Source organism: Fructilactobacillus sp. X2R1C1, assembly GCF_059901435.1.
The window spans coordinates 80,040-102,171 of sequence record NZ_JBWXUV010000003.1 but is presented as its reverse complement, the minus strand read 5'-3'; the positions used below and the strand labels follow the sequence as shown (position 1 = coordinate 102,171).

Annotated in this window: 22 protein-coding genes; 11 read left to right on the top strand and 11 right to left on the bottom strand. The window is 41.5% G+C overall.

The genetic code is table 11. The annotated features are described in order from the left end of the window. Positions 1–24: 24 nt before the first annotated feature. From AC6UDG_RS05335 to apf, 3 genes are all read left to right on the top strand, one after another. Entirely contained in the window at positions 25–807 is a 783-nt protein-coding gene (locus AC6UDG_RS05335; protein WP_500706727.1) for a TerC family protein, read from the top strand. Continuing rightward, a complete protein-coding gene (gene trxA / locus AC6UDG_RS05330; protein WP_500706726.1) occupies positions 782–1,102 on the top strand; it encodes a thioredoxin in 321 nt (106 codons plus the stop codon). Before AC6UDG_RS05335 ends, trxA begins: the two co-directional genes overlap by 26 nt. A gap of 307 nt (positions 1,103–1,409) precedes the next feature. Further along, a complete protein-coding gene (gene apf, locus AC6UDG_RS05325; RefSeq protein ID WP_500694062.1) occupies positions 1,410–2,036 on the top strand; it encodes an aggregation-promoting factor in 627 nt (208 codons plus the stop codon). A gap of 125 nt (positions 2,037–2,161) precedes the next feature. Here the strand turns inward: apf and tyrS are convergent, their stop codons facing one another. Beyond that, positions 2,162–3,415 carry a tyrosine--tRNA ligase gene (gene tyrS, locus AC6UDG_RS05320; protein ID WP_500706725.1) on the bottom strand — a complete coding sequence of 418 codons (1,254 nt, stop codon included), beginning with the start codon at positions 3,413–3,415 and terminating at the stop codon, positions 2,162–2,164. Positions 3,416–3,665: 250 nt separating this feature from the next. Further along, a complete protein-coding gene (locus AC6UDG_RS05315) occupies positions 3,666–4,469 on the bottom strand; it encodes a tyrosine-protein phosphatase (protein ID WP_500701256.1) in 804 nt (267 codons plus the stop codon). A 140-nt stretch (positions 4,470–4,609) separates the two neighbouring features. Here AC6UDG_RS05315 and AC6UDG_RS05310 point away from each other — a divergent pair, with 140 nt between their 5' ends. The 3 genes from AC6UDG_RS05310 (at position 4,610) to rbsU (ending at position 7,536) form a co-directional block, all read left to right on the top strand. Further along, positions 4,610–4,861 (top strand): hypothetical protein, encoded by a 252-nt coding sequence (locus AC6UDG_RS05310; protein ID WP_010022943.1) that lies wholly within the window; start codon positions 4,610–4,612, stop codon positions 4,859–4,861. 114 nt (positions 4,862–4,975) lie between these two features. Then, entirely contained in the window at positions 4,976–6,493 is a 1,518-nt protein-coding gene (gene glpK / locus AC6UDG_RS05305; RefSeq protein WP_500696961.1) for a glycerol kinase GlpK, read from the top strand. A 122-nt stretch (positions 6,494–6,615) separates the two neighbouring features. Next, positions 6,616–7,536, top strand: coding sequence for a ribose/proton symporter RbsU (rbsU, locus tag AC6UDG_RS05300; protein ID WP_500694058.1), 921 nt, complete (start codon positions 6,616–6,618; stop codon positions 7,534–7,536). Between the two features lie 61 nt (positions 7,537–7,597). Here the strand turns inward: rbsU and AC6UDG_RS05295 are convergent, their stop codons facing one another. Further along, entirely contained in the window at positions 7,598–8,011 is a 414-nt protein-coding gene (locus AC6UDG_RS05295; RefSeq protein WP_500706724.1) for a hypothetical protein, read from the bottom strand. Between the two features lie 10 nt (positions 8,012–8,021). Continuing rightward, positions 8,022–9,434, bottom strand: coding sequence for a 23S rRNA (uracil(1939)-C(5))-methyltransferase RlmD (rlmD, locus tag AC6UDG_RS05290; protein ID WP_500695813.1), 1,413 nt, complete (start codon positions 9,432–9,434; stop codon positions 8,022–8,024). 117 nt (positions 9,435–9,551) lie between these two features. On the opposite strand from rlmD, the gene AC6UDG_RS05285 reads away from it, so the two are divergent. From AC6UDG_RS05285 to spxB, 3 genes are all read left to right on the top strand, one after another. Continuing rightward, entirely contained in the window at positions 9,552–10,208 is a 657-nt protein-coding gene (locus tag AC6UDG_RS05285; RefSeq protein ID WP_500694055.1) for an ABC transporter ATP-binding protein, read from the top strand. Continuing rightward, on the top strand, positions 10,201–10,968 hold the full coding sequence (locus tag AC6UDG_RS05280; protein WP_500694054.1) for an ABC transporter permease: 768 nt from the start codon (positions 10,201–10,203) through the stop codon (positions 10,966–10,968). The genes AC6UDG_RS05285 and AC6UDG_RS05280 overlap by 8 nt, the downstream gene beginning before the upstream one ends. Positions 10,969–11,085: 117 nt before the next feature. Next, the gene (gene spxB / locus AC6UDG_RS05275; protein ID WP_500706723.1) at positions 11,086–12,831 is read left to right on the top strand and encodes a pyruvate oxidase; all 1,746 of its coding nucleotides are present in this window, start codon (positions 11,086–11,088) and stop codon (positions 12,829–12,831) included. A gap of 51 nt (positions 12,832–12,882) precedes the next feature. Here spxB and AC6UDG_RS05270 read toward each other — a convergent pair whose 3' ends face one another. Together AC6UDG_RS05270 and AC6UDG_RS05265 are read right to left on the bottom strand one after the other, a co-directional pair. Continuing rightward, positions 12,883–13,695 carry a DUF6198 family protein gene (locus tag AC6UDG_RS05270; protein WP_500695811.1) on the bottom strand — a complete coding sequence of 271 codons (813 nt, stop codon included), beginning with the start codon at positions 13,693–13,695 and terminating at the stop codon, positions 12,883–12,885. A 31-nt stretch (positions 13,696–13,726) separates the two neighbouring features. After that, positions 13,727–14,740, bottom strand: a complete 1,014-nt coding sequence (locus tag AC6UDG_RS05265) for a zinc-dependent alcohol dehydrogenase family protein (RefSeq protein ID WP_500706773.1) — start codon at positions 14,738–14,740, stop codon at positions 13,727–13,729. Positions 14,741–15,144: 404 nt separating this feature from the next. Between AC6UDG_RS05265 and AC6UDG_RS05260 the strand changes: the two genes are divergently transcribed. Both AC6UDG_RS05260 and AC6UDG_RS05255 read left to right on the top strand, forming a co-directional pair. After that, complete coding sequence (locus AC6UDG_RS05260; RefSeq protein ID WP_500706722.1) at positions 15,145–17,091, top strand: ABC transporter ATP-binding protein/permease; 1,947 nt, start codon at positions 15,145–15,147, stop codon at positions 17,089–17,091. 140 nt (positions 17,092–17,231) lie between these two features. Beyond that, positions 17,232–17,948, top strand: a complete 717-nt coding sequence (locus AC6UDG_RS05255; protein ID WP_500706721.1) for a gamma-glutamyl-gamma-aminobutyrate hydrolase family protein — start codon at positions 17,232–17,234, stop codon at positions 17,946–17,948. A 44-nt stretch (positions 17,949–17,992) separates the two neighbouring features. Here the strand turns inward: AC6UDG_RS05255 and phoU are convergent, their stop codons facing one another. Genes phoU through pstC form a run of 5 tightly spaced genes read right to left on the bottom strand, consistent with a single transcriptional unit; the run spans position 17,993 to position 22,116 of the window. Next, positions 17,993–18,688, bottom strand: a complete 696-nt coding sequence (gene phoU, locus AC6UDG_RS05250) for a phosphate signaling complex protein PhoU (protein ID WP_500694048.1) — start codon at positions 18,686–18,688, stop codon at positions 17,993–17,995. Between the two features lie 11 nt (positions 18,689–18,699). Continuing rightward, a complete protein-coding gene (gene pstB / locus AC6UDG_RS05245; RefSeq protein WP_500694047.1) occupies positions 18,700–19,473 on the bottom strand; it encodes a phosphate ABC transporter ATP-binding protein PstB in 774 nt (257 codons plus the stop codon). A gap of 10 nt (positions 19,474–19,483) precedes the next feature. Beyond that, positions 19,484–20,284 carry a phosphate ABC transporter ATP-binding protein PstB gene (pstB, locus tag AC6UDG_RS05240; RefSeq protein ID WP_500694046.1) on the bottom strand — a complete coding sequence of 267 codons (801 nt, stop codon included), beginning with the start codon at positions 20,282–20,284 and terminating at the stop codon, positions 19,484–19,486. 3 nt (positions 20,285–20,287) lie between these two features. Continuing rightward, entirely contained in the window at positions 20,288–21,190 is a 903-nt protein-coding gene (gene pstA / locus AC6UDG_RS05235) for a phosphate ABC transporter permease PstA (RefSeq protein ID WP_500694137.1), read from the bottom strand. A gap of 2 nt (positions 21,191–21,192) precedes the next feature. Beyond that, on the bottom strand, positions 21,193–22,116 hold the full coding sequence (pstC, locus tag AC6UDG_RS05230; RefSeq protein ID WP_500694045.1) for a phosphate ABC transporter permease subunit PstC: 924 nt from the start codon (positions 22,114–22,116) through the stop codon (positions 21,193–21,195). Positions 22,117–22,132 lie beyond the last annotated feature (16 nt).

Below are 22,132 nucleotides of genomic sequence, written 5' to 3'. Positions count from 1 at the left end.
ACTAACTAATGGAGGAGTCTTTGATTGTTCGACCTACTCGCTAAATTATATGGTCCTTTTTTTGATCTACATAACTGGGAAACCGTCATAACGTCTGGAAATGACTGGTTGATTATTTTCTCATTGGTAGTGATTGAATGTCTTTTATCCGTTGATAATGCAGTTGTCCTTGCGGCCCAGACTCAAGTTCTTCCTACTAAAAAGTGGCAGGAAGAATCTTTGTTTTACGGAATGTGGGGAGCATACATCTTTCGCTTTTTGATCATCGGAGTCGGAGTGTACCTAATTAGGTTCTGGATCATTAAGGTATTAGGTGCAGCTTATTTGTTTTATCTTGCGTTTAGTTTCTTCTATAATATGCACAAGAATAAGCACAAAAAGAGCCGAACTCATCAGGTCAAACCAAATAAGAAAAACCACACTCGCAAGTACTTTTGGTGGGTGGTAGTTCAGATTGAATTCATGGACATTATCTTTTCAATTGATTCGGTGCTAGCGTCGTTAGCCATTTCACCTAATCCAGTGATCGTCTTAATTGGTGGGATGATTGGGATTTTAGCGATGCGTGGGGTAGCTGAAGTCATAATGATGTTGATGAAAAAGATTCCTGAACTACAGCCGATGGCGTACTTTTTGATCATTATCATTTCATTGAAACTTTTCTTATCGATTCCAATGATTGACATTGAGATTCCAGCGGGATGGTTTGGAATCTTGGTAATTGTCACACTAGTGGCTACTTTAGTTATCCATGTGATTAACGTGAAGAGGGGGAAAGACTATGGCAGTGGATCTAAACCAGAATAATTTTTACTCAGAAATTACGGGACCAATGACCGTGGTTGACTTCTGGGCACCATGGTGTGGTCCATGTAAAATGATGGATCCGTTGATTTTAGAACTGGAACGTGAGTACAAAGGTCGAATCAAGTTTTTAAGGCTTAATGTCGATGATAATCAGGAGATTGCCAGAAAATACCGGGTCATGAGTATTCCAACACTAGTATTATTTCGTAACGGAAAGGGCGTTGAGAAGGTCACTGGAGTGTATCCTAAGAGTAAATTAGAGCACTATTTTAATCGAAAATTAGCTGAAAAATGATGAAATTAAGTAAAGTCTTATGCTTTTAATAACTTTTTTTATGGCAGAAGGCTTTTTCTTTTGCTAAAAATCGGTGTTGTGAATTGTTGATCAATCCTTGAAAACGGGCATTCTTACGAGTTTTGTTACATTGATGTTACAACGTGACAAAATAATCGGTTTTTTTAACATTGCTGTTTTTGCCATGTAAATAACAGTATTTAGAATGTGAAATTGTTGTTTGAGTATATTTCAGTTTTAAGAAAACGGAAGTAACAAAAATTTATAGGAGTGATTTATCATTTTATTAAAATCTAGAAACGTAAAGGTGCTTTTAGCATCTATTTTCACAGTAGCCGGTGTGTTAATGACTGCAGGCTTCAACGCCAATGCCGCCACTAACACTAATCAAGTTACCGTTAAGAGCGGTGACACAGTCTCAAAAATCGCAAAGCAACACAATACTAGCATCAGCAGCATTGTTAAGGCTAACCACCTTAAGAATGTCAACCTGATTCATGTCGGAGAAAAGTTAACATTACCTACTAACGCAAGCAACATGACTTACCAAAGTAACAATACTCAAACACAACCATCTGCTCAGGTAAGTAGCAATGCACAATACACTGCTGCACCACAGCAAAACGCACAACCTGCTCAAACACAACAACAAGCAACAACTACAACCACTACTCAACCTGCTGCAAGCAGTAACAATAATGCAAGCAATGCCGGTGATAACTCTGGTTTAGCATCAATTGCACAAGTTGAATCTGGTAACTCATACAGTGCTCGAAATGGTCAGTACATTGGTAAATACCAATTGTCTTCATCATATCTAAATGGTGATTACTCTCCAGCTAACCAAGAACGTGTGGCTCGTCAATACGCAGTTTCACGTTACGGTTCAATCGCTGCCGCTGCTCAATTTCGAGCATCACATAACTACTGGTAAGATTTAATTTCAAGTTAACGATTACTCAAACGAAAAACAAGATGCAAAAGGGACGAAGAATAATTCTTCGCCCCTTTTTTGAATCCAAAAAATCCCAGTACCATATTTATGATACTGGGATTTATTTACTTAACCTTAGCTAAGAAGTAACGTTTCTTGCCGCGTCGTATGATGATAAACTTCCCGTCAAATTGAGCTTGGGGGTTAATTTCAGTGTTGACGTCGGTAACCTTTGCTCCATTGATGGTAATAGCGCCATTATTAACGTCTTCTCTAGCCTGCCGTTTGGATTTATCAACTCCAACCGCAATGATTAAATCGACTACGTTTACGGGATTAGAACTAATCGAAGACGTTGGGACACTGTTAAATGCCTGACTAACTTCCTTTACTGATAGGTCTTGAACGTTGCCTTTAAAAAGAATTTTTGAGATATTTTCGGCCTGCTTAACGGCGCCTTCACCGTGCACAAATTTCGTGACCTCACGTGCTAACGTTTTCTGTGCTTCTCTTTTCCAAGGCTCATCTTTAACTTTTTGGGCCAGTTCATCAATTTGATCCTTAGGCAAAAAGGTGAAGTATTTGAGGTATTTGATAACGTCAGCGTCGTTTTGGTTTAGCCAGAACTGGTAAAATTCATACGGTGAGGTCTTTTCTGGATCAAGCCAAACAGCACCACCAGCGGTCTTTCCAAACTTAGTTCCGTCTGATTTAAGCATTAATGGGATGGTTAATCCGTATACCTCGGCGTCTTGACCTTCAACGCGATGAATGAGGTCAATTCCGGCCGTGATGTTTCCCCATTGGTCTCCACCACCAATCTGAAGTTGAACGTCATGGTCACGATAAAGAGTGAGAAAGTCCAATGCTTGTAGGATTTGGTAGGTGAATTCTGTGAATGAAATGCCCTTTTCCAGGCGGCTTGCCACCACTTCTTTTGATAACATGGTGTTCACGTTGAAGAGCTTTCCGTAGTCACGAAGAAAATCAAGCAGTGACACGTTAGACGTCCAGTCGTAGTTATTCACGATGTGAATGTTACTGTCACTGCCAAAGAGGTGCTTCATTTGCTTTGTTAAGGCGTTAACGTTGTGTTTGACCATCTGTTTGGTCTGAAGGGGACGTTCGGTGTTTCTCCCACTTGGATCACCGATGGAACCGGTGGCCCCGCCGATTAGGATGTAAGGGTGAAAACCAGCCCGTGAAAAACGTTCCATGATCATAAACGGAATTAGGTGACCAATGTGCATACTATCACCAGTTGGATCGACCCCACAGTATAGGGCAATCTTTTTCTCGTTGGTTAATTTTTCTAGTCCGTCTTCGTCAGTTGTTTGGTTAATGGCACCTCGCCATTTTAAATCTTCAATGATATTCATTGTTGTTTTCCTCCTGTTGTTGATAAATAAAAAGCGTCCTAGTAGTAATTGACTACTGGGACGCTTGTGCGCGGTACCACCCACGTTCAGATACAAAAGTACCTGCACTTATCTTAATGTGTAATTTTAGGTAGTTCATCTAATATCCTGTGTGGCTTGCACCAACCGCCACTTCTCTTATCACTTAAATATTAGACTACTTTTGATAAACTCATCGTATCATTACCTAGCCGAATTAACAATATGCAAATTATTCAAGGTAAATTTGACGTAACTGATGAATGTCGGCATTGGTCAATCCAATACCTTCATGGAGAAATTGGTTCATTCCGCCGTATAATTGATTGATTTCATCCATTGCGGCATTGAAAAAGTCTAATGAGACACTATAAAGGGATCTTAGACTCTTTAGGGCTGCATCATTATATCCTTCTTCTTTGGCTTGCTCTAATCGAGCATCAATCACTGGTTTTGCCACCTGATTGGTTAACAGGTAATCTTCTTCGATGGTTTTACGATCGACTCCTAGTGCAGAGAGGATCATGGTCGCAGACATCCCGGTTCGGTCTTTTCCAGCTGTACAGTGAAATAGGACGGACTCGTCATCTTGCCTGTTATCGAGTAGAACTTCAAATAATTTTTTAAAAGCCAAACGACAGTGTTTCGTTTTAATCATGCTTTTATAGACGTGTTCCATATGATCATGACCATAATTAGGGTGATTGCACAGGACTTTCTTCATTTCAGCTGGACTTTTCGAATTGTCGGTTGCGTCTTCTTTAAAGATCGGATCAAAAATGTAGTCGACGGCAGAAGTTTCCACTTGATCGGCCAGCATGTCGACTTCAGGTTGACTTCTGAGATCAACGTCAAAGCGAACCCCGTAATGCTCAAGGGTTTTTAGATCATTTTCACTGAGCTCACCTAAGTGTCCCGCACGTAGTAACTTGTGCCACTTAGTGGTTTTACCATCAACAGTTTGGTATCCACCTAACTCACGAAAATTTTCACCAGTTGGAATGGCTAGAACTCTTTTATTTTCCATGTTTTCCATGTAACCCACCTTTCAATGTCAGTGTAATATAATTATATCATGAAGCACGTGTTCCACATGATTTTTTGAGATATGATTTTACAAATATTAGAAAATAGAATAAGCTTAGCGTATGAAGATTATTAAGGAGAGTATGAATTATGGCAATGACTGAAAGACAAATGATTCAAGAAATCTTAAACACGGTTGATGTTGGTTATGATTTTGAAAACGTTGATGAAGATAACAAGCAGTACACGTTGTTGATTAAACGTCAGGATAATGATGTTCGTGATTTAAACGAGATTAATGCTGAAATCAAGGAATACTTTAAAGATGCTGATTTTTCTTATGACGAACAGGTTGAGCCAAAAGATATTGATGCTGACATTCGGGTTGAAGTTAAGCGTTAATTAATGATGCCATAAAAGAGAAAGTAGATTTTATTCTACTTTCTCTTTTATTTTCAAGTAGTGAGATGAATTGAATCGTGCTAATATGAGTATCAAAAATACGATGAAACGGAGATGAACCAGTTGTCTGACAATAAAGATTACGTCCTAGCGATTGATCAAGGATCGACTAGTACGAGAGCGATTATTTATGATCATAGTGGTAGAAAAGTCATTGAGAGTTACAAGGAAGTTCCTCAGATTATCAATAGTGACGGATGGGTTGAACAGGATCCAAACGAGATTTGGAACTCCGTGCTTTCTGCCATTGCGAGTGCCTTGATTGACGCCTCCATTCACCCCGAAAACATTGCCTCAGTGGGGATTACCAATCAGCGTGAGACCACGGTAGTGTGGGACAAAGTGACCGGCAAACCCATTTACAATGCCATTGGTTGGCTTTCAAAACAAACTAATTCAATTGCTGAAGACCTAAAAAACAGGGGGTACGAGGACCTAATTCATAAAAAAACGGGCCTAGTTATTGACTCGTATTTCTCCGCTACCAAGGTCAGGTGGATTTTAGACCACGTTAATGGTTCACAGAAGCGCGCTTCTGATGGTGAATTGTTATTTGGGACCATTGATACGTGGCTCGTCTGGAAATTGTCTGGTGGGAAATATCACATTACTGATTATACGAACGCCAGTCGAACGATGATGTTTAACATTAATGACTTAAAGTGGGACGACGAAATCTTGAAGATTTTAAACATTCCAAAGATCATGCTTCCGACCGTTCATGCTTCTGATGGAGTTTATGGAACGACCGAAAACTACCAATTTTATGGTGTTAGTGTCCCAATTGCTGGAATTGCTGGCGATCAGCAGGCGGCGTTGATCGGACAAATGGGCTTTTCAAAGGGAATGGTTGAAAACACCTATGGTGATGGTGCTTTCATCATGATGAATACTGGACACCAGCCGCAGTACTCAGACGAGAATTTATTGACGACCATTGCGTATGGAATTAACGGAAAAATTACGTATGCACTTGAGGGTTCAATCTTCGTGGCTGGAAGTGCGTTGACGTGGCTTCGAGACCAAATGAAGATTATCACCAGTGTTCCTGAGTCCAGACAGGCGGCTAAACGATCGACCGACCACAATGAAATCTACGTTGTTCCTGCTTTTAATGGATTAGGGGCCCCATACTGGGACCAAAATGTCAGAGGAGCCGTTTTTGGGATTACCCGAGGAACTAACAGTGATGATTTTGTAAAGGCCACGCTTCAGTCAATTGCGTATGGAACTAAGGATATCGTTAACACAATGGAGTCCGATACCGATCTCGATATTCCACAGATTCGAGCTGATGGGGGAGCTAGTCGCAATAGTTATTTAATGCAGTTTCAGTCTGACATTTTGAATATTCCGGTTCAACGAGCCAGCGATGAAGAAACGACCGGATTTGGGGCTGCCATCTTGAGTGGACTAGCAACCGGGTTCTGGAAAGATTTAGATGAAGTTCAGTCCATTTACGAAGAGGGAAAGATTTTCACCCCTTCAATGAAAGCAGCTGAACGAGATAAATTGTATCAGGGATGGAAGCGAGCGGTTAAGGCCACGCAAGCTTTTAAACCCATTAATTAAGACTTGCTTTGGCAAGTTTTTAAATTTTTCTTAATGAAAACGTTTTCTTTTTATTTTTGACGTGTTATAATTAATTTCGTAAATAAGGGTTACAAAAGTATTTTGAAAAGAAGGTATGGGATATGAGTTTTGAAGCAATATTAATTGGATTAATTCCAGTGATTGGTTGGGGACTATTTCCAACTATTTCATCAAAAATTGGTGGTAAACCAACGAACCAAATCTTTGGTGCCACAGTTGGTACATTGATTTTTGCGATTGTTGTCTTATTATTCACACAAGCTGGCTTCCCAATGGGCTGGAACTTAGTCTACGGAATCTTGTCTGGTATGGGTTGGGGCTTCGGTCAAATCATGGCCTTTAAAGGTTATTCTTTGATTGGTTCTTCAAGAGTTATGCCAATCACGACCGCATTTCAGTTGATTGTAACTGCTTTGTGGGGTGCATTTGCGTTAAGTAGTTGGCCTGGTATTGGTCACAAGATCATTGGAATCCTTGCTTTGATCGTTATCATTATCGGTGCCACTCTTACCACTTGGAGCCAAAACAAAGAAAACGTTAATAAAGGTGCGCTTGAAAAAGCCGTTATCTTACAGTTAATTGGTGTTATTGGTTACTGGTTATACTCAGCCGCTCCACAGGTTAATAACTTGACTTGGGCTAAGGGAATTTTGCCACAGTCCACTTCAGTAATGACCCCAATGGAAGCATTCTTGCCACAGGCAATGGGAATGGTCTTGATGGCTATTATCTACGGTTTGATGAACATGAAGAGTGAAAATGTGTTTGCTGAGGGTGTTTCATACAAACAGATTATTGCTGGTTTCTTCTTTGCAATTGCCGCATTCTCATACTTGATTGCTGCACAACCAAACATGTTAGGTCTTTCAACTGGATTCGTTCTATCACAGGTATCAGTAGTTGTTGCTACCTTGACCGGTGTTTACTTCTTACACCAGAAGAAGACTCCAAAGGAAATGGTTGCTACTTTGATCGGTTTAGCTTTGATCATCGTTGCTGCTGCCGTTACCGTTATGCTATAAAATCATTAATCTCAAACAAAAAAACACTTCACATTATGTGAAGTGTTTTTTGTGTTCCTAATTATTTATAATAATGACTTCGTTTTAAAAGTTCAGCTGAACGTTTATTGATGGGAACAAATCCCTTATTTTGCAAATGCCGGAAAAACATCATATTGTATACAAAACTCCATGCTAATGGCATGATTGCAAAAATCTCATAGGCAGAGGATGCGATGTTTAATCCAGTTAAGACGGTAAGTGTCATTGCTAGGATAAAATCCACCCCTAGCATACAAAGGGTATTATAGAAATCACCACGAAAAATAGAAGGCCAGATTCCAAAAACTAGCGTAGTGAATGAGAAGCCCACCTTTTGGACTTTGACTTCTTGGGTTTCTTTATTTTGCACGACGGCGTAGTTAGGTGGCAAGAACATGTTGTTCATGCCATTATTCCCACTATTATTGCCGTTATCGAATGGATTCATTGACAATTGGACCTTTCTAAGACTTTAAAGTAAATTTGACGACGACTTCGACGTGCGGAGTCTGTGGCATCATATCAACTGGTTGCAGGTAGTCCACGTTATAAGACTTCGTTAGTTGAACTAGGTTCTGAGCTAGCGTTGATGGATTACATGAAACATATACAAATTTTTGTGGTTTAGCGGTTAAAATAGCATCAATTAGGTGTTGGTCAAGGCCAACGCGTGGTGGGTCAACCACCAGTGCCGTGGGTTTAAAACCTTCGGTTATCCACTGCGGCATCAAATCCTCGGCACTGCCAAAGTAGTAGGTGGCGTTATCAATATGATTGATTGCTGCATTATGATTGGCGTCGGTGATGGCTTCCTTAATGGTATCCATTCCTCTAACTTCAGAAACTTGGTTTGCTAATGAAAGACCGATGGTTCCCACCCCAGAATATGCATCAATCAAACGATCATCAGAATCAAGATTGAGGGCTGTTCCAGCTAAATCGTAAAGTTTAGGAGTCATAATACTATTTAGTTGGAGAAAAGCTCTTGGTGACAACTCAAATGATAAACCATTAATTTTTTCGGTAATACTGTCATTTCCAGCTAAATGAACCGTTTTTTCTCCCCAGATCAAAGGTGAGTCACCAGGATTAATGTTTTGCATGACGGAGGTGACTTCTGGAAGGCGATCGGAAATCATTTCTAAGAGTTGATTTTTCTTAATCAACTTGGGCGTGTTAGTGATGAAAACCACCTGGACGTCGTTAGTGTTGAGGGCTGCTCGAACTACCAAGGTTTTTAAAATGCCAGAGTGATTGGATTCAACGAACGTTGGGATGTTTAGTTCCTGAACCATTTCGACTAAAGCGTGCATGACCTTCATGGTAAGCGGATACTGAACGGAGCAGGTCTCCATGTCGACCACTTCGTGAGTTCCTTCTTTATATAATCCGGCGATGACTCTTCCGTTTGCTTCAGTTCGAACTTGAAACTGGGCCTTATTACGGTACTCATAGGGATTATCCATCCCGATCGTTTCCCTGACATCATAATGATCATAAGCCCTCGGATGATATCTTCTAAGCGATTGTTTAACTAAATCACGTTTGAATTCCAGTTGCTTAGGGTATGCGAGGTCTTCGAGTTCAAAACCACCAACTTCTCCAGCATATGGATCACGCGGTTTAACCCGAAAGGGACTTTCCTTATCAATCTGAACTAATTTTCCGCGTAGGTATTTAGGTTTAATCTCGGTTACATCAGCTTGAACTAATTCACCAACTAGCGCACCAGGAATAAAAATTAATTTGCGGTGAAAATAACCAATTCCCTCACCATTAATTCCGAGACGTTTGATAGTGACCGTAACTCGTTGGTGGAGTTCTACCGAAACATTTGACGATCTTTTTGAACCGTTTCTAACTCTTTTATAACTCATTAGAACTCCTTTTTTCTTCATAACAACGTCTACGTCATTATAGCAGACTCATATATGATACAAAAGTGTTGTATAATCATACTGTTAATTTGTTAAAAAGAAAAGAGAGGTATCAAAATGGCAGTACTAGAAACTAAAAACCTATGCTACGACGCTGATGGACGTGAGATTATCAAGGATATCAGCTGGAGCGTTGATGCCGGAGAGATCGTTACGATCACTGGTCCATCAGGGAGTGGGAAGACAACTTTTGTGAGACTTTTGGCGGATCTTTTGACTCCCAGTTCTGGTGAAGTAATTTTTGAAGGCCAAAACGTCGCTGATTTAAATCCAATTGAGTATCGGAGAAAAGTATCATACGCTGTTCAGCAACCCACCTTGTTTGGCAATACGGTCAAGGATAATCTTGAGTTCCCATATCAGATTCGAAATAAACCGTTTGATAAAGAACATGCGTTAAAAGCACTTCAAACCGTCGATCTAGGTGATGGTGATTTGGATCGGACGGTCGATAATCTTTCTGGTGGGGAACGCCAACGGGTCGCATTAATTCGCAACATCATGTTTGTGCCTGATGTGCTTATTTTAGATGAGGTTACCACTGGCCTTGATGAAAACACCAAGGAAAGTGTGCACAAGATGATTAATTACATTAATCAAAAAGATCACACCACGGTCATCATGATTACTCATGATCAAGGTGAGATTGACCATGCTACCGAGTTAGTCACAATTGTTAACGGACGACTAGTTAAAGGAGATAAAGATGCCTAATTTAATTGTTTCAAATCAAGCGCTCGCATTAACTGGACTGCTGGTCTTAATCGCGTTATTTGTCGGATGGAAAGAAAAGTTGGGCATTGATAAGTCAATTATCATTGCCACCATCCGTTGTGTGGTTCAGTTATTTATAGTTGGGTACGTTTTACGATTCGTTTTTCGGATCAATAACGTTTTTTTAACCCTGATTTTAATCTTAATTATTTTGTTTAACGCCGCTTATAACGCCAAGGGACGTAGTGACGGTATGGAACACGCACTCCCCATTTCCATCATTGCGTTAGGAAGTAGCACGATTGTGGTACTTGCGGTATTAGTCTTTGCGGGAGCAATTAAGTTTATCCCGTCTCAAGTGGTACCAATTACCGGAATGGTTGCCAGTAACTCAATGGTTGCCTTGGGACTTTGTTATCGAAGTATGAATTCCATGTTTAAAGACCGGAGACAGCAGATTATTGAAAAATTAGCTCTGGGAGCCGACGTGAAGACATCCTGTTCTGACATTGTGCGTGACAGCATTAAGACCGGGATGCAGCCCACGATTGATACTGCGATGACCGTTGGACTGGTTAGTTTACCCGGGATGATGGCTGGTTTAATCTTTGCTGGTGTTGATCCGGTTAAGGCCATTAAGTACCAGATCATGGTAACTTTCATGTTGCTTGGGATTACGGCCGTTAGTTCAATCATCGCATGTTACATGGGTTATCATAGTTTTTACACTAAAAATGACCAGCTTAGAAATATGAATTAATAAGTAAAGGCTCTGATTAGGAGTCTTTTTTATTGCTTCTGATAGGATAAATTGATGGAGTGGTTTATAATTCAATTGGGTCAACAGTTAAATTGGAAAAACGAAAAGAGGGATTCTATGAGTAAAATGACAGCAAGTAGAGCACTGGTGAAAGTGCTTGAGAGTTGGGATGTCGACCATTTGTATGGCATCACAGCTGGCTCTTTGAATAACTTATTGAATGCGCTAGATGAGGAAAAAAAGAACATTAAATATATTCAGGTTAGACATGAAGAGGTCGGTTCTTTGGCCGCTTCCGCTGACCATAAGTATACCGGTAAGATTGGGGTCGCCTTTGGTTCGGCTGGTCCTGGTGCGACTCACATGTTTAATGGTTTATACGACGCGAAGGAAGACAATACGCCAATGCTAGCCCTCGTTGGACAAGTTCCCCAACCAATGATGAACACGCGGTTCTTTCAGGAAATGGATGAACTGCCAATGTTTGCTGACGTTTCGGTTTACAACCGCCAGGCGTCAACTGCCGATCAGATACCAAAGATTATTGATGAAGCCATCAGGACGGCCTATCAAAAGAAGGGGCCAGCAGTCGTCATCTTACCGAATGATTTACTTGGAACTGAGATTGACTATGAACCAACTAAGACAGCCAACGTTTCAAGTAGCATTAAAACGGTTCACCCTAAACAAGCTGACGTTGATGAAGCCATTAAGATGATTAAGAAAGCCAAACATCCGGTTCTTTGGTACGGAAGAGGTGCTAAGGGTGCCCGAGATGAGATCGTGAAAGTTTCCGATCAGTTTAGCATGCCAGTCTTGTCCACGGCTCCTGCAACTGGGATTATGCCAAACGACAATCTGAGTTACATGGGTGCTCGTGGTAGACTGGGAACGAAACCCGGATTTGAAGTTTCTCAGGCTGCCGATCTGATTATTATGCTTGGAAACGACTTTCCGTTTGCTCGCTTCATGCCTAAAGATAAGAAAATCATTCAGGTTAATAACAATCTGGCTGATTTGGGTCGTCAGTATCAGGCCAATCTCACGATTCACGGTGATGCCAAGGAATTCTTGGAAATGTTAATTGATTCAGATGTAAAGATTCCTAAGAGTGATTTCTTAAAAGCCGCTCGAATTGATCGCGAGAATTGGTTGAAGTGGCTTGATAGCATTGCGACTGACTACGACGAGGGTCTTAGAGCTGAGACTGTTTTGAAGGCAATTGCTGACCATTCTAAGTCGAATGCGGTTTATGGACTTGACGTTGGAAACAACACCATGCATTCCATTCGTCAACTTCCCTTTAATCAGCAGCAGCAGTTTGCCATGTCACCATGGTTTGGAACAATGGGCTTTGGTCTACCAGCTTCCATTGCTGCTAAACTCTCATATCCTGATCGTCAAGTTTGGTCGATTTCAGGTGATGGGGGATTCGCAATGGTCATGCAGGATGTGATCACGCAGGCCAAGTACAACTTGCCGATTATCAATGTCGTTTTGTCAAACGAACGCTTTGGTTACATTGAACACGAAGACGTTCAATCTGGCATTAGTGATTATGGTGTTGACCTCTATCAAGCGGATTTTGCCCAAGTTGCTGAAGGCATGGGTGCTCATGGCTTTAAAGTTTCGGGTCAAGATGAACTTGATAGTGTCATGGTTGAGATTGACCGAATGCAGGCTGAAGGTAACACGAAGCCGATTGTGATTGACGCTAAGATTAAAGCGTTTGACCCAATTGATACTAGTTTTGTCCCACTTGATCCAGAGAACTTTGACCAAAAAACGATTGATGCGTACAAGAAACGTTATAACGTTTATGGTCAACCAGCATTGAGCGAGATTTTAAAAAGTTTGAAATAGTGGTTTAAATAAAAATAACCGATCTCGGTTGAGATCGGTTATTTCTTTTGCTTATTTTTTCTTTGTCTTTTCGTCTTCGTCAATATCAACGGCAACCGTTGATTCATCACCAACATCTAACGCTTGATGCTTTAGGTGAGGGAAGATGTATTTATCAGCAAGTCCAGTGATTCCACCTTGGAATAGGAACGCAAAGATCGTTCCTACTCCTAAGTTAGTAAATTGACGAGTAATTGCAAAGGCAACCACTGCCATGACAGTCGGTGGAATGTAGGAAGCCCACATGGCTTTCCCAGCAGCACCATTGAAGTACTTAAATCGCAGGATCTGCATCAAATCATCAGCGGGATGCAAGACTAAGTTGACTCGTTGGTAGATTGAGATGGCGGTTGCAATCAATGCTACCCCGAAGAAATTTAAGAGGACATAGAAAGCGACCATCATCCAACCCTTGGCTTCAGGGAATCCAGCAAAAAATGATACTTTTCCAATTACTGGCAGTGAACCATCCATGAAGAAGTCATCAAAGACCTGGATGAGTGCTGAGAACGGAACCATGAAGATGACGTTTCCAATGGCACGTCCCCAATCCCAGTGACCGACTAAAAAGGCGTTCAAAATGGTAATGGCAACTCCCAAGATTAGAAATGCCCAGAATAAGTTCCAGTGAAATGCATTTCCAAGGTTGGTTTCGGCTGCGGTCCAGTAAGCTGAACCTAGAAAAGATGGATGAATCTTAGCAGTTGTTACTAGAGTCAAAACATTTCCAGCAGAGTTAATTATTAATGAAAGGATAAAGAACATAATTGAAGCTGTCATGGAAATGGTACGTTTGGCTTTTCTATTAGCGGTTTTCTTCGCCATAGTTTCCCTCCACGATCAGATTTTGGTTCAATTATTTAAGATTACCATTAACTTTAACAATTGACTTGCCTTGAACCTTGTCAGTACCAGCTAATACACCAGGTACTTGTTCTAAAGTAAGGATGTTGTGTTGGAAAGGTGTAACCTTAACGGAACCATCTGAAAGTAAAGCAATTGAATCTTCGAAACTGTGGGGGTTAATCATTGAACCCTTGATGGTTAATTGCTTCTTGAAGATTTCGTAAGTGTTCATGTTAAATGTTTGACCTGGTGCACCAACACCAAACATCATAACTTGAGCGCCAGGATTAGTTGCTTCAACAGCTTGTTCTTGGGTTTCAGGCTTTCCAACACATTCGATTACCATGTCGTACTTGTCAGTGATTTTTTCCTTAGTCGTGTTGATAACCTTGTTTAAGTTAAGTTCTTTCTTTTCCCAAGCAAGGTTTTCATCATGTCTACCAGTCATGTCAATGTTCTGGATTCCGTAGATTCTAAGTAGTTGAGCAAACAACTTAGCCATGTATCCATCACCAATGATTAAAGCGTGTTGGTAAGGGGTAATGTTTTCGGTGATCTTCATCGTGTGAACGGCACATGAAAGTGGTTCCATTGAGCATGCAGTTTGAAGTGATAGTTCATCAGGAATGTGGTAAACAACCTTTTCTGGGGCAGTGAAGTAGTCTTCAAGACCACCATTTCTAGTTACACCAACGGCCGATAGGTTTTCACACAATTCGTAGCGGCCAGTGTGACAGTAGAAACATTTGTCACAGTAAATGTTAGGGTCAACAACAACACGATCACCCTTCTTGAAGTCCTTAACGTTCTTTCCAACTGCGGAAACAACTCCAGAGTTTTCGTGACCTAATACGATTGGAGGAGTAGCATCAGCTGAACCTGGGAGACCATTGTATAAGGCGTGGTCGGTACCACAGATACCAGCGTAGGCAGTTTCAACTAAGACTTCGTCGTCCTTAGGGGTTGGGACATCTCTGTCTTCAATCTCCATGTGTTGCTTAGCTGTCATAACTAAAGCTTTCATTTTTGACATAAGATAACTTCCTTTCGAAAAGTTGATGAATTAATATCGTTACAATCTGAACATAACTGATCGAAAAAAATGGAAAGATTTCTTTCAGGAATATCAGATTTGTTTCCAAGTAATAATGTAAACCGTTTGAAAACTGTTTGCAAGGGCATTCCAGCTTCTGAAATAGATCCAATAAAAATTGAACAAAGAAGAAATTTGATAAGTGAAATAGATAACGGCATTAGAGTGGGAATTAAGCAATTAATTTTAATTATTGTTATGAAAAAATTACGAAAATATTTCACAAAATTATTTTTTTAATTTTCCGTTAAGGCCGTTCTTACTTTCAGGTTAAAATTTACTTTTGGTTAAATTAGTTTAAAATGGACACTACTAAAAAAGAAGGAGAGAACCAAATGACTTATTTAGAACTAAGAAACATCAAAAAGTCCTATTATGTGGATAATCAGGATTTTCATGTTTTAAACGGGATCAGTCTCAACTTCGATCGTGGGGAATTTGTTTCCATCCTGGGAGAATCTGGTGGTGGAAAGACGACCCTTATGAATATTATCGCTGGACTAGACAGTGATTATTCCGGTGACGTTTTAATTGACGGGAAATCGTTAAAAAAAGATACCAGTAAACAACTTGATGAGTATCGGCGCAACACAATTGGTTTTATCTTTCAAAACTTTAACCTTGTGAATCATCTGACCATTAAAGAGAACGTGATGGTCTCTTTAGAAATGACAACTTTAACGCATAAAAAACAAGAAGCACGGGCCACTGAACTTTTAAAAAAGGTTGGTTTGTATGACCACCGTAACAAGTACCCCAATCAACTTTCAGGTGGACAAATGCAGCGGGTTTCAATTGCTCGAGCACTTGCTTCTGACCCAGATATCATCATTGCTGATGAGCCAACTGGTGCCTTGGACGCTCAAAATACTGATGACATCTTGGAACTAATGAACGAAATTGCAGAAGACGGAAAACTGGTAATTGCCGTCACCCACTCTCAGGTGGTTGCCAATTATGGAACGAGGATCGTTCATTTAGCCAACGGGAAGATTGATGAAGATAGGATTTTAAAACCCGCTTACCCGGTTAATAAAACGCAGGCGGACTTTCAGGCGCGTCCGGCCAAACTTGCTTCCATCTTTACGATGGCCTTCGAACACTTTCGTTATAACCTGAAGCGCAACCTGTTAATTATTTTTGGGGCGGCCATCGGCATCTTTTCGGTCATTTTCATGTTAGGTCTCGGCAATGGGGTCAAGGGATACATTAACCATGAAATTTATTCGGAGGTTAATCCCACTACCATTCAGGTTAGTCGAAAACAGAAACAAGGAGAGGAACAAAATCCTAAAAATGAACTTCTGACCAACCAGGATAACCAACAGTTGCAGGACCTAAAGAATGTCAAAAGTTCAACGTTAGGTAAGTTTTTAGCTGGCGGTCAGTTTAAGGCGGCCGATAAAACCGCTTCCGTTCAGTACATTCAAACATACTATCAAGGAGCGGTCTTAAAGAAGAACATTAAATCCGGAGCAGTCCCCACTAAAGATAATCAGGTGTTGATTAATAAGAAGACGGCCCAAAGCTTTAATAAGAAGAAACCGTACGACATGACGGGCCAAAAAATTAAGTTGTTTGCGAATGCTCCCGATGATAACGGGCAGCCCCACGTCCTATCAAAAGAAGTTACTGTGAGTGGGGTGACTAGTGACGTGAACCCAATGGCACTTGTTAGTTCCAACACGATGAAGTCAATGTTTAGTGAGGCTAAAATGAAGTACGAACCGAACTTTGCTGCGGTGAACATCGCTGGTGGAGTTCCCAACGTTCAACCCGTTCAAGATAAGATTAAGTCGTTGAAGGGACCCAATCAACAAGCCAAGTACCAAATTACTGGTGCGGGTGCGATTGTATCAACACTGAACACTTACATTAACGTCGCTGTTTGGGTTCTAGCAGGAATTGCGGCAATTTCGCTCCTTGTGTCAGCAATTATGATCATCGTGGTGCTCTACATTAGTGTTGCCGAACGAACCAAGGAGATTGGGATTCTAAGGGCACTTGGTTTTACCAAGGGCAACATTCGAAACCTATTCTTCTCCGAAGCCTTTATTCTGGGAGTCTTCTCGTCCATTTTTGCGGTTATCATCGCTTACCTGGCCGAATGGGGAGCGGATACAATTTCAAGTGGAGCGATTAAGTACGCAATTGTTCAAATTTCACCGGCCAATGCCATTATTGGGGCGCTAGTCTTTGTTATTATTTGTTTACTAGCAGCACTTGCTCCAGCAGCCAAGGCCGCTAAATTAGATCCAATTGTGAGTCTGAGTTCCGAATAAAGATTAAAAAATTAATTAAGCTATTGCAATTATAGGAAAGTTGGACCAAACTAACTTCTAAACCAAATAAGAGCTATCCCGTTAATTCGGGATGGCTCTTATTCATTAGGAATTACTAAATTGTAATGGAGGGGTTCATTTTGAGAATTGGAATTGCGGCAAACGTTAACCGGATTAAGACGCCTAACTATAACCTTGATTACGCCAATTATACTGCTCAAGTTTTTATTGATTTACTGCAAAAACACGGCATTTTGCCTGTTATTATTCCCATGGCTGAGCTTGATATGATTTCCGAATACGTTGACTTAGTTGACGGCTTAATTATTCCTGGTGGTCAAGATGTTCAACCGGAATTATTCCACGAAAAATCAGTCGAACCAGACGATGCGCACTATCGACCCCATGATGAGTGGGAAATGGGACTGATTAAAGAAATGGTGCGCCGGAGAAAACCACTTTTAGGGATCTGTCGAGGGCTTCAAGTTTTAAACGTAGCTTTTGGTGGTAGTCTTTATCAAGACATTGCCACTGATTTACCCAAGTCTAACGTTCAACACGTGAAACACGACGATCCAAAGCATAATTTTCATGAGGTGCAAGTGAAAACCAAAAGCCATTTGGTCCATTCCGTTGGCGATCTTCCCGTTGTGAACTCAATTCATCATCAGGCCCTAAAAAAGGTCGGAAATAGTTTGACCGTCACGGCCAAATCTCCTGACGGTGTCATCGAAGCGGTTGAAAATGATGATGCTAGTATCATGGGAATCCAGTGGCACCCAGAATTATTGTGGCAAAACGATCCAAAAGAGGAACAGTTGTTTTTGGACTTCTTTGAGCGAACCAGTAATCAATAAATAGCGAAAACCACCTTGATAGAAATATCAGGGTGGTTTCTTTGTTACTTGTTGTTTTCAAAGTATTCTTCATCGTGATTGGTGCTGTGACTGAGTTCGACCATCTTGCCGGTTTGATTGTAAACGAGCCACTCGGCGAGGTTTACGACGTGGTCACCGATCCGTTCGAGCAATCGGATGACCATTAAGTAGCTTAGGGCCGCTTGCGCCGTCTTACTGTTCTTTTTCAGGGATTCAGTTACTAACTTTCTGGTGGAATGATAATACTTGTCAATTGATTCATCTTGGTCAGCAATTTTCTTAGCTTCCGAGGCATTCCCCTCAAAGAAGGCCTCTAGTACCTGTTCTAACATTGAACGGACTTGTTCAGTCATTTCACTGATGACTTTTTCGACCGCCGGGATTCGTTCATGGCCCTTGGCGTTAATGGTTTCTCTCGCAATCGTATTGGCGTGATCGCCGATTCGTTCAATGTCGGTACTGGCCTTTAAAATACTGATAATTTGACGAAAATCACTGGCAACGGGTTGCTGGAGTGCGATCAGTTGTAAGGACTGTTTCTCTAAATCCATTTCTTCGTTGTTAATCTTGGGATCCTCTGCAATGATTTTGCGTGCGAGGTCCTTATCATGATCAATGAAAGATTTGGTGGCTTGGTAGATTTGTTCACTACTGTCAAATCCCATTTCCATGAAGTGTCCTTTAAGTTTCTTTAATTCATCATCAAATAATGCTCCCATAGTCATTCTCCTTATCCAAATTTTCCGTTGAGATAGTCACTTGTTTCTTGCTTATCAGGATTCATAAACATTTTTTTGGTTTTGCCTACTTCCACTAGTCGACCGTTCAGCATGAACGCCGTTTTGTCTGAGATTCGAGAAGCTTGTGACATGTTATGAGTCACGATGATGATCGTATACTTGTCCTTGATGTTTAGGAGGGTGTCCTCAATCATCTGACTCGAAATAGGGTCGAGCGCGCTCGTTGGTTCATCCAGTAAAATCACGTCTGGTTGAATGGCCAAGAGTCTAGCAATGCAGATTCGTTGTTGTTGTCCTCCAGAAAATGAAAGCGCACTTTTATGAAGTTTGTCCTTAACTTCATCCCAGATAGCCGCCTGCTTTAGAGATTCTTCAACGCGTTCGTCCAATAGTTGCTTATTCTTAACGCCAGCTAATTTTAAGCCAAAGGTGACATTATCGTACACGGAAAAGGGGAAAGGATTGGGTTGCTGGAAAACCATTCCAACTTCTTTTCGGAGTTCCACGATGTCTTCTTTTGGACCATAAATATTGTGACCATTGAGCGTGAAGCTTCCCGTGATGGTAATGTTTGGAATAAGATCATTCATTCGGTTTAAACAACGGAGGTATGTTGACTTTCCGCATCCAGATGGTCCAATTAGGGCGGTAATCTCATTTTGTTTGAAGTTTAAATTAATGTCGTGCAACGCTTTTCGCTTTCCATAGTACAAATTGACGTTTTCAGTTTTGATAATCTCTTTTGGTTCCGTTTTAGTTGTCATTTACTTCTCCTTAACCGAAGTTGCCGGAAATGTAATCCTCAGTGGCTTTGACCTGTGGTCTGGTGAAAATGTCAGCTGTTTTAGCGTACTCCATGACGTGTCCAAGATGGAAGAAGGCGGTATAGTCACTGACTCTGGCGGCTTGTTGCATGTTATGGGTCACGATGATAATCGTATATTTTTTCTTTAACTCTAGAAGCGTTTCTTCAATCTTAGAGGTTGAAATGGGATCAAGAGCACTCGCTGGTTCGTCTAACAACAAGATGTCAGGTTGCATGGCGATTGAACGAGCGATACAGAGCCTTTGAGCCTGTCCACCAGATAATTCAAGGGCGCTTGTATCCAGCTTATCTTTGACTTCGTCCCATAGTGCAGCGGCTTTTAGACTTTGTTCTACTCGTTGATCAAGTTCCTGTGGATCTTTTACGCCATGTTTTCTAAGCGCAAATTTAATGTTCTCACGAATGGTTTTGGCAAAGGGGTTGGGGTGTTGGAAGACCATGCCAATGTTTTTTCGAAGGACGTAGACGTTTAATTTTTTTTGGTTAATGTCTACGTCTCTGTACATGATTCTACCGGTAACGTTTGCCACACCATCATTCATTCGATTGAGACAGCGAAGGAAGGTTGATTTGCCAGATCCCGAGGCTCCAATGAGGGCGGTGATCTTGAACCTTGAGAATGCCAGCGAAGCATCAAAGGTAGCTTGCTTTTTACCGTAGAAGACGTTCACGTCCTCGGTCTCAAGGGCCATTTCTCCTGGCGGTGTAATAATTTGATGGTGGTCTAAATCGTAATTTTGTTGAGCCATGTTTTAACCTCGCTTTTTTCTAGAAGTCCCAGTCATCTTGCGGTAAGCCCAGTTACCTAAGAACCGAGACGACAGGTTAAAGACTAAGATAACAATGATAAGAACCGCTGAAGCGCCACTTGAAACAACGTGTGCGTCTGGAACAATTCCCTCGGTATTTAGTTTCCAGATATGAACTGCAAGGGTCTCAGCTGGACGCATGGGATTTAGGAAACTGCTGGGACTGAAAGGATTCCAGTTGGTGTAACTTACGATTGGCGCACTTTGACCAGCAGTGTAAATCAAGGCGGCGGCTTCCCCGAAGATTCGACCAGAACTAAGGATGACACCGGTGATGATGCCCGGGATTGCGAGTGGTAGTACAACTCCAGTTATGGTTTTAAACTTGGAGAGTCCAAGCGATAACCCGGCTTCTCTTTGTAACTTTGGCACCTCTTCGATGGAATCTTCGACACTTCTGGTAAGGAGTGGCAGGTTGAAGATGGTTAAAGCAATCGCTCCTGACAGAATGGAGTAGTCAAGTTGAAACTTGATTACTAGCACCAAGTATCCAAACAGACCAACGACAATGGAAGGCAATGAACTTAGAACCTCAATGGCCGTTTTAACGAGCGTTGTGAGCCAGTTGTCCTTGGCGTACTCTGCCAGGTAAATTCCGGCCCCAAGACTGATTGGCAGCGAGATGATGATCGTCAGTATTAGCAGGTAGACGGAATTAAAGAGCTGATCTCTAATTCCACCGCCGGCACTGATTGAACTGGACGTGGTGGTTAAAAACTTCCACGAGATATCGGGTAGACCGGTAATGAGGATGTAACCGAGTAGGAAGATTAAGATCAGAACTACGACTAAGACTAAGGCCCAGATGGTCCCAATGGCGAACTTATTAATTTTTTTGGCATTTATTTTCATTTTTTAAATGCACTCCTCTTTCCAATTAGTTTTACGATGACGTTGAATACTAGTGACATTACTAGTAAAACTAAGGCCAATGTCCATAAGGCGTTGTTAGGCAACGTTCCCATGATGGTATTACCCATTTGGGTCGTCAGTTGACTGGTTAAAGTTGCAGTTGGACTTGTCAAGCTGGTTGGCATGAGGACTGCATTTCCGATGACCATCTGAACGGCTAGTGCTTCACCAAAGGCGCGCGCCATTCCGAAGATCATCGCGGTAAGGATTCCCGGAGTGGCAGCCCGTAAGACCACTTTGTACATCATTTGCCATTTAGTGGCTCCGAGTGAAAGAGCAGCACTCCGGTAGTCTCGTGGGACGGCCTTTAAAGCATCGACTGACATTGAGGTGATGGTCGGAAGAACCATGACGAACAAAACGATGGTAGCTGGTAAAATCCCAGAACCGGTCCCTCCAAACACCGTTCTAACAATGGGAATCAAGACCATTAGGCCGATAAACCCATAGACAACGGATGGAATTCCAACGAGTAATTCGATTACTGGTTGCAGAATCTTTTGCCCTCGTTTGGGAGCAATTTCGGTCATGAAAAGGGCCATGGCAATCGCAAATGGGGTGGCAAGAATGGCGGATAGTAGGGTGACCGCAAATGAGGTGACGATCATTGGAAGTGCCCCAACTTCTGGTTTCCCATTTGGTCCCGTTTGACTGGGATTCCAGTCCCCCTTAGTGAAGAAATCGATGATACTGACGTGATCGGAAGTAAAGGTCGCCAGTCCCTTGGTGGTGATGAAGAAGAGGATGGTAATGACGAGGATGCCGATCAGGCCGATACATATGAGACTGATAAAATGACCAACCTTATCTTGATGAGTTTCTTTTGATGGTTTCAGTAATTTTTCTTTAATGTCATTCATATAAAAACCACTTTCA

Excerpts from the sequence above, each read along its gene's own strand:
- tyrS (WP_500706725.1), bottom strand. The coding sequence starts at position 3,415 with ATGAATATCATTGAAGATTTAAAATGGCGAGGTGCCATTAACCAAACA.
- AC6UDG_RS05285 (WP_500694055.1), top strand. The coding sequence starts at position 9,552 with ATGGCAGTACTAGAAACTAAAAACCTATGCTACGACGCTGATGGACGT.
- AC6UDG_RS05270 (WP_500695811.1), bottom strand. The coding sequence starts at position 13,695 with ATGGCGAAGAAAACCGCTAATAGAAAAGCCAAACGTACCATTTCCATG.
- AC6UDG_RS05280 (WP_500694054.1), top strand. The coding sequence starts at position 10,201 with ATGCCTAATTTAATTGTTTCAAATCAAGCGCTCGCATTAACTGGACTG.
- trxA (WP_500706726.1), top strand. The coding sequence starts at position 782 with ATGGCAGTGGATCTAAACCAGAATAATTTTTACTCAGAAATTACGGGA.
- pstB (WP_500694047.1), bottom strand. The coding sequence starts at position 19,473 with ATGACAACTAAAACGGAACCAAAAGAGATTATCAAAACTGAAAACGTC.
- pstB (WP_500694046.1), bottom strand. The coding sequence starts at position 20,284 with ATGGCTCAACAAAATTACGATTTAGACCACCATCAAATTATTACACCG.
- AC6UDG_RS05260 (WP_500706722.1), top strand. The coding sequence starts at position 15,145 with ATGACTTATTTAGAACTAAGAAACATCAAAAAGTCCTATTATGTGGAT.
- glpK (WP_500696961.1), top strand. The coding sequence starts at position 4,976 with ATGAACCAGTTGTCTGACAATAAAGATTACGTCCTAGCGATTGATCAA.
- spxB (WP_500706723.1), top strand. The coding sequence starts at position 11,086 with ATGAGTAAAATGACAGCAAGTAGAGCACTGGTGAAAGTGCTTGAGAGT.
- AC6UDG_RS05315 (WP_500701256.1), bottom strand. The coding sequence starts at position 4,469 with ATGGAAAACATGGAAAATAAAAGAGTTCTAGCCATTCCAACTGGTGAA.
- pstC (WP_500694045.1), bottom strand. The coding sequence starts at position 22,116 with ATGAATGACATTAAAGAAAAATTACTGAAACCATCAAAAGAAACTCAT.
- AC6UDG_RS05265 (WP_500706773.1), bottom strand. The coding sequence starts at position 14,740 with ATGAAAGCTTTAGTTATGACAGCTAAGCAACACATGGAGATTGAAGAC.
- AC6UDG_RS05310 (WP_010022943.1), top strand. The coding sequence starts at position 4,610 with ATGGCAATGACTGAAAGACAAATGATTCAAGAAATCTTAAACACGGTT.
- rbsU (WP_500694058.1), top strand. The coding sequence starts at position 6,616 with ATGAGTTTTGAAGCAATATTAATTGGATTAATTCCAGTGATTGGTTGG.
- rlmD (WP_500695813.1), bottom strand. The coding sequence starts at position 9,434 with ATGAGTTATAAAAGAGTTAGAAACGGTTCAAAAAGATCGTCAAATGTT.
- phoU (WP_500694048.1), bottom strand. The coding sequence starts at position 18,688 with ATGGGAGCATTATTTGATGATGAATTAAAGAAACTTAAAGGACACTTC.